Source organism: Mesorhizobium sp. WSM4847 (assembly GCF_055811335.1).
Genome location: NZ_JBVVPY010000003.1, coordinates 377114 through 383842, shown reverse-complemented (window position 1 = coordinate 383842; position 6729 = coordinate 377114). Strand labels below are relative to the sequence as shown.

Annotated in this window: 6 protein-coding genes; all 6 read left to right on the top strand. The window is 63.2% G+C overall.

Annotation, left to right across the window (positions count from 1 at the left end; all coding sequences use genetic code 11):
• Positions 1–119: 119 nt before the first annotated feature.
• The 6 genes from efp (at position 120) to AC0L28_RS06390 (ending at position 6639) form a co-directional block, all read left to right on the top strand.
• Positions 120–686, top strand: coding sequence for an elongation factor P (gene efp, locus AC0L28_RS06415; protein ID WP_027152892.1), 567 nt, complete (start codon positions 120–122; stop codon positions 684–686).
• A gap of 137 nt (positions 687–823) precedes the next feature.
• On the top strand, positions 824–1624 hold the full coding sequence (locus AC0L28_RS06410; protein WP_473476266.1) for an inositol monophosphatase family protein: 801 nt from the start codon (positions 824–826) through the stop codon (positions 1622–1624).
• 123 nt (positions 1625–1747) lie between these two features.
• The gene (gene trhA, locus AC0L28_RS06405; protein ID WP_473476263.1) at positions 1748–2440 is read left to right on the top strand and encodes a PAQR family membrane homeostasis protein TrhA; all 693 of its coding nucleotides are present in this window, start codon (positions 1748–1750) and stop codon (positions 2438–2440) included.
• Positions 2441–2555: 115 nt separating this feature from the next.
• The gene (locus AC0L28_RS06400; RefSeq protein ID WP_091593443.1) at positions 2556–3581 is read left to right on the top strand and encodes a MotA/TolQ/ExbB proton channel family protein; all 1026 of its coding nucleotides are present in this window, start codon (positions 2556–2558) and stop codon (positions 3579–3581) included.
• A 1-nt stretch (position 3582) separates the two neighbouring features.
• Positions 3583–4614 (top strand): peptidoglycan -binding protein, encoded by a 1032-nt coding sequence (locus AC0L28_RS06395; RefSeq protein WP_023800005.1) that lies wholly within the window; start codon positions 3583–3585, stop codon positions 4612–4614.
• Between the two features lie 525 nt (positions 4615–5139).
• Positions 5140–6639 carry a carboxypeptidase M32 gene (locus AC0L28_RS06390; RefSeq protein WP_473476261.1) on the top strand — a complete coding sequence of 500 codons (1500 nt, stop codon included), beginning with the start codon at positions 5140–5142 and terminating at the stop codon, positions 6637–6639.
• Positions 6640–6729: the final 90 nt, after the last annotated feature.

Here is a 6729-nt window from a genome sequence, read left to right as displayed (position 1 = left end):
CCCGCTCCCCCTCTTGCCCACTCCCCCTCTTGCCCAATCCCTTGCCTCTCCTGGCGATTTGTGGTCTTGGAGGCGCCAAATCGCTTTCGTCGCGAAATCTCATTCCGGATCACATCATCATGGCCAAGATCAATGGCAACGAAATCCGTCCCGGCAATGTCATCGAGCATGACGGCGGCCTATGGGTGGCGGTCAGAACCAACACCGTCAAGCCCGGCAAGGGTGGCGCCTACAACCAGGTCGAGCTGAAGAACCTGATCAACGGCACCAAGCTCAATGAGCGTTTCCGCTCGGCCGAGACAGTCGAGCAGATCCGACTGGAGATGAAGGATTTCTCCTTCCTCTACGAACAGGGCGAAGCGCTGGTGTTCATGGACACCGAAAGCTACGAGCAACTTGAATTGCAAAAGGATTTCGTCGGCGATCGCGCTGCCTTCCTGCAGGACGGCATGATGGTGACGGTCCAGCTCTATGACGAAAGGCCGATCGGCATTTCGCTGCCCGACCAGGTGACGCTGACGATCACCGAGGCCGACCCGGTGGTGAAGGGCCAGACCGCCGCCTCGTCCTATAAGCCGGCGATGCTGGAAAACGGCATTCGCGTGCTGGTGCCGCCTTTCATCGGCTCGGGCGAGCGTATCATCGTCGACACCAACGAAATCACTTATGTGCGCCGCGCCGACTAAGGCATGATCCCAAAAAGTTGCAGACTTTTTGGACAAGATCATGTCTCAAAGCAAATAGCATCATCCCAAAAAGTTGCAGACTTTTTGGATAAGATCATGCCTTAAGGCAAATAGGCGCAGCGGCAGGAAGAAGAGCAATGGCGCGTTCCGCGATCCTCAATGTCATGGTCCAGGCCGCTATGAAGGCCGGCCGCTCGCTGTCGCGGGATTTCGGCGAAGTGCAGAACCTGCAGGTCTCGATGAAGGGGCCGGGCGACTATGTCAGCCAGGCCGACCGCAAGGCAGAAGAAATCCTCTTCACCGAGCTGTCGAAGGCGCGGCCGGGCTATGCCTTCCTGATGGAGGAGCGCGGCCTGATCGAAGGCGACGACAGCCAGCACCGCTGGATCGTCGACCCGCTCGACGGCACCACCAATTTCCTGCACGGCATTCCGCTCTTCGCCATCTCGATCGCGCTGGAGCGCCAGGGCCAGATCGTCGCCGGTGTCGTCTACAATCCGGCGATGGACGAACTCTACACCGCCGAGCGCGGTGGCGGCGCATTCATGAACGACCGCCGGCTGCGGGTTGCCGGCCGCACCAAGCTGATCGACACGGTGATCGGCTGCGGCGTGCCGCATCTCGGCCGCGGCCAACATGGCAATTTCCTGATCGAGCTGCGCAACGTGATGGCCGAAGTTTCGGGCGTGCGCCGCCTCGGCTCCGCCTCGCTCGATCTCGCCTACGTCGCTGCCGGCCGCATGGACGGGTTCTGGGAAACCGGCCTGTCGGCCTGGGACGTCGCCGCCGGCATCCTGCTGATCCGCGAGGCGGGCGGCTTCATCTCCGACTTCGCCGGCGGGCAGAACATGCTGGATGGCGGCTCGATCATCGCCGGCAACGAGACCATCCAGCGTGCGCTGTTGAAGACCGTCAGGAAGCCGGTGACGCCGCGCTAGACCGTGATCCCCGAAAAGCATGAACCCGGACTTGGCGCGCTGAACCGCCGCAGTCGCAAAACCGCAACGATAGCTTGAAATGCTGTCCGGCATCCGCCCAAATAAGGGGATGCAGGATCATTCATGACGCATATCGGCCCGAAATCCCAGATCGAAATCCCCTTCATGGGCCGCTGGCACTATTCGCGCGCCGAAATGATCGCCGACGGCATCGTCCATGCGGTGGGCATCGTGCTCGCCATTGCTGCTGGCTCGACGCTGCTGGCGCTGGCTGCCTTCCATACCGGTCCGGGCGAATATATCGCTGCCGCCTTCTACGTGGTTTCGCTGCTCGCCGTGCTGTCGGTGTCGCTGGCCTATAATCTGTGGCCGGTGTCGTCGCCTGCCAAGTGGATATTGCGGCGCTTCGACCATGCCGCGATCTATCTGCTCATCGCCGCGACCTACACGCCTTTCCTCGCCCAGCTCGACGGTCCGTCGCTGGCCATCTCGATGATCGTCCTGGTCTGGGTCGCGGCAGCGATCGGCATCGCCATCAAAGTGCTTCTTCCCGGTCGCTTCGACCGGCTGGCGATCGTCTTCTATCTCGCCATCGGCTGGAGCGGCATCGTTCTGGTCGAGCCGCTCGTCGAGACATTGCCGACGACGTCGATCGCGCTGATCGTCGCCGGCGGCATCGTCTATTCCTGCGGCGTCATCTTCTTCGCCTGGAAGGGCCTGCGCTTCCACAATGCGCTGTGGCACGGCTTTGTCGTCACTGGCGCCAGCCTGCATCTTGCCGCCATGGTCGACTGCCTGGTCATCAACCGACTCTAACGCAATGGTCCGCTTGGCAATATTGCCAAGCGCCATTCAATTTGGTCACAATTGCGTTTAGAGTCGCCGTCAAACGTGAATTGGCGGCGGCAGCGGCATCGGAAACGGGGCACGGATGGCTTTACTCAAATCCTTCGGCATGGGCAGGCGCTCCGACGTGCTGATGTACGATCCGCACAAATTGTCGAGCCCGCAGGTCTTTCTCCTGACCATGGTCATCTTCCTGATGATCGTCGCTTTCATCGCCGCCATCCTGACCCGTCAGATCTCGACAGCCTTTGCCACCAATCCCGGTCTCAACGGCCTGATCGTCGGCGTGCTTGCGGTCGGCATCCTGCTGGCCTTCGCGCAGGTCGGCCGGCTGTTTCGCGAAGTGCGCTGGGTCAACTCTTTTCGGGCCGGCTCCGAAACCACCGAACCGGTGCTGCTGGCGCCGATGAAGGCGATGATCGGCCGCTCGCCGACGATCGCCTTCTCGACCAGCTCAATGCGCACCATGCTCGATTCGATCGCCACCCGCCTCGACGAAAGCCGCGACACCTCGCGCTATCTTGTCGGGCTGCTGGTATTCCTTGGTCTGCTTGGCACCTTCTGGGGCCTGCTCAACACGATCGGCTCGATCCGCGAAACCATCGATTCGCTCGATCCCGGCACTGGCGATGCCGCCGCCGTGCTCGAATCTCTGAAGGCCGGGCTTTCCGCGCCGCTGGCCGGCATGGGCACCGCCTTCTCGTCCTCCCTGTTCGGCCTGTCCGGTTCCCTGGTGCTCGGCTTCCTCGACCTGCAGGCTGGCCGCGCCCAGACACGCTTCTACACCGAGCTCGAAAACTGGCTGTCCTCGGTCACCGACCTGTCCTCCGACATCGTTGTCGCCGAACCGCCCAGGGCCGAGTCCTCCGACGAGATCCGCGTCCTGTCGGAAAGACTGCGCAGCATGCAAGAGAACGGCGGCGGCGCCAATCCGCGTGTCGCCACCGCCATGGCCAACCTTGCCGACGGCATTTCGGGCCTGGTCAAGAACATGCGCTCGGAGCAGCAGATCATGCGCGACTGGGTCGAGGCCCAGTCGGACGAGCAGAAGGCGATGCGCAACACTCTGGAGAAGATTGCGGACGCCTTGAAGAAGACTGGAGTCCATTAGCATGGCTCTCGCCAGGAGCCGCCGTGCCGATCGCCGTATCGATTACTGGCCGGGCTTCGTCGACGCGCTGTCGACGTTGCTGCTCGCGATCATGTTCCTGCTTACCGTCTTCGTGCTGGCGCAGTTCCTGCTCGGCCGCGAAATCTCCGGCAAGGACACGGTGCTCAACCGCCTCAATTCGCAGATCAACGAACTGACCCAGCTTCTGGCGCTGGAGCGTTCGACAACGCAGGACAAGGAAGATTCGCTCGCCAATTTGCAGGCGTCGCTGTCGGCGTCGGAGGCGGAAAAGAGCCGGCTCGAGCAATTGCTGGCGCAAGGCGCCGGTGCCGGCGACGCCGCCAACCAGCGGGCCACGGCGCTGTCGGGCGAACTCGACAACCAGCGCCAGATCAGCCAGCAGGCGCTGAGCCAGGTTGAAATCCTCAACCAGCAGATCTCGGCGCTGCGCAGACAGATCGGAGCGCTCGAAGAAGCGCTCAACGTGTCGGAAGCGCGCGATCGCGAGTCCAACACCAAGATCGCCGATCTCGGCCGCCGCCTGAACGTCGCGTTGGCGCAACGTGTGCAGGAACTGAACCGCTACCGGTCCGACTTCTTCGGGCGCCTGCGCGAAATCCTCGCCGATCGCGAGAACATCCGCATCGTCGGCGACCGTTTCGTCTTCCAGTCGGAAGTGCTTTTCCCGACAGGCTCCGAAGTGATCAACGATGCCGGCAAGGACGAGATGAAGAAGCTCGCCGACGCCATCATCGACCTGCAGAAAGAGATCCCGCCGGAGATCAACTGGGTGCTGCGCGTCGACGGCCACACCGACGACAAGCCGCTGTCGGGCACCGGCCGCTACCGCGACAATTGGGAATTGTCGACGGCGCGCTCGACCTCGGTGGTGAAGTTCCTGATCGAGAACGGCGTGCCGGCCAACCGCCTGGTTGCCGCCGGCTTCGGCGAATTCCAGCCGCTCGACCCCGCCGACACCGAAGACGCGCGCAACAAGAACCGCCGCATCGAGCTGAAACTGACCGAGCGCTGATCGCCCCGGCTCCAGGCGGCGGCCGCATTTTATGCATGTCGCGCAAAGCATGCCCTCGGGCCTGACCCACCGTGCTGTTTGCGGCACGAAGACGCAAAACCCGCCTGGGGTAGCCGCCGCTCGCCGGGGTTGTTCGGCGACGGGCGGCCCTCTTGCCAACGACAGCTCGGTGCATCCGCGGAATCGACGCCCAGTTCTTGTCCGGCGATCAGAACCGATAGCCCAGCCCCTGGCAAGCGTTCGCTGGCGACCTACCTCCAAGACGCGGCGAGGACCCTGGGACCCATGCCGTTACGCCAGCCGAAGAATGCAGCGGACCAGAACAAAAGCGCTCTGCAGCGATCCTTCGCGCCCCCCCTCTGTCCTACCGGAAATCTCCCCCACGAGGGGGGAGATGTCCGGCAGGACAGAGGGGGGCGCCTCGCTCTGCCATCAACCAATGCGCCCATCGCCGACGCCCTTCAGGCTTGCCAATTTCAGCGCATTGGTATCTTTTCCCGCCGTTCGAATTCAGCGGAACTCACAATGTCCTTTCAAAAACTCGACGACCTCGGCCACAAGCTCGAAGCACTGGAGCATGCGCTCGCCATTCTTGCCGCCGACGAGGCGACCCACATGGCCGTCGGCGGCGGCGAAAAGCGCGCCGAGGCGCTATCGGCGCTGGCCGGCATGCATCACGCCAGAGCGACAGCGCCGGAGATCGCGGACTGGATCGCAGCGGCCGAACAGGAAACGCTGAACGAAGAACAGCAGGCCGCTGTCAGGGAGTTCCGGCGGCAATACACCAACCTGACCTGTCTGCCGGTCGAATTCGTCGAGCGTCAAACCACCGCCCGGATGCGCTCCGAGCAGCTGTGGCGCGACCTGCGCGCAAAGAACGACTGGGCCGGGTTCTTGCCGGCGCTCGAAGGCGTCGTCGCGCTGGTGCGCGAGGAAGCAGCCCTTCGCGCCGACGTGCTCGGCCTCGATCCCTATGACGCGCTGATGGAGCAGTACGACCCCGGCAACCGCGCCGCCGACATCACGCCGGTCTTCGCCGAGTTGAAGACCTTTCTTAGGGATTTCGTGCCGGAGGCACTGGCGGTGCAGGAAAAGCGTCTGGCGAAACATCCGCTAAAACCGCTTTCGGGCAGCTATGCGATCGAAAAGCAGCGCGAGTTCGGCCTCGCCATGATGGCGGCGGTCGGCTTCGATCTCACCCACGGCTCGCTGTCGGTATCGCATCATCCGTTCTGCGGTGGCGTGCCAAGCGACGTGCGCATCACCACCCGATACAAGACCTCCGACTTCCTGTCGGCGCTGATGGGCGTGCTGCACGAAACCGGCCACGCGCTTTACGAACAGAACCTGCCGCAGGCGTGGGCGCACTGGCCGCTCGGCAAGGCGCGCGGCATGGCCGTGCATGAAAGCCAGAGCCTGTTTGTCGAGAAGCAGATCGGCCGCAATCCCGAATTCTGGCGCTGGGCGCTGCCGGTGGTCGAAAAGCACCTCGGCGAGGCCTGGTCGATCGAAGACATCCTGCCGCATGTACACCGGGTCGAGCGCGGCCTGATCCGCGTCGACGCCGACGAGGTGACCTATCCGCTGCACGTCATCCTGCGCTACGAGCTGGAGCAGGAGCTCGTCTCGGGGCGGCTGGAGGCGGTAGACCTGCCCGAGGCCTGGGACGCCAGGATGCGCGACTATCTCGGCCTGTCGACCATCGACAACCCGGCCGACGGGCCGATGCAGGACGTGCACTGGCCGGGTGCCGCCTTCGGCTATTTCCCGTCTTATACGCTGGGCGCGATGATGGCGGCGCAGCAATGGGCGGCGCTGACCAGAGATCATCCTTCGGCCGACGAAGACCTCGCCAAGGGGGATTTCGCGGCGATCAACGACTGGCGCCGTGAAAGGATCTGGTCGCAAGGCTCACGCTGGTCGACGCCCGAACTGCTCGAGCGCGCCACCGGAGAGAAGCTCAACGCCACGCATTTCACCGAGGATTTGCGCAAGCGCTATGGGGAGGTGCTGAAGGGCGCCTGACATATCTTCAAGCGCATGGAACGCGGCGGCAATTTCGTCACTGCCGACCAGCGCCATTTCCAAAAGACGAAGCCGTTTGGCAGCGTCGTC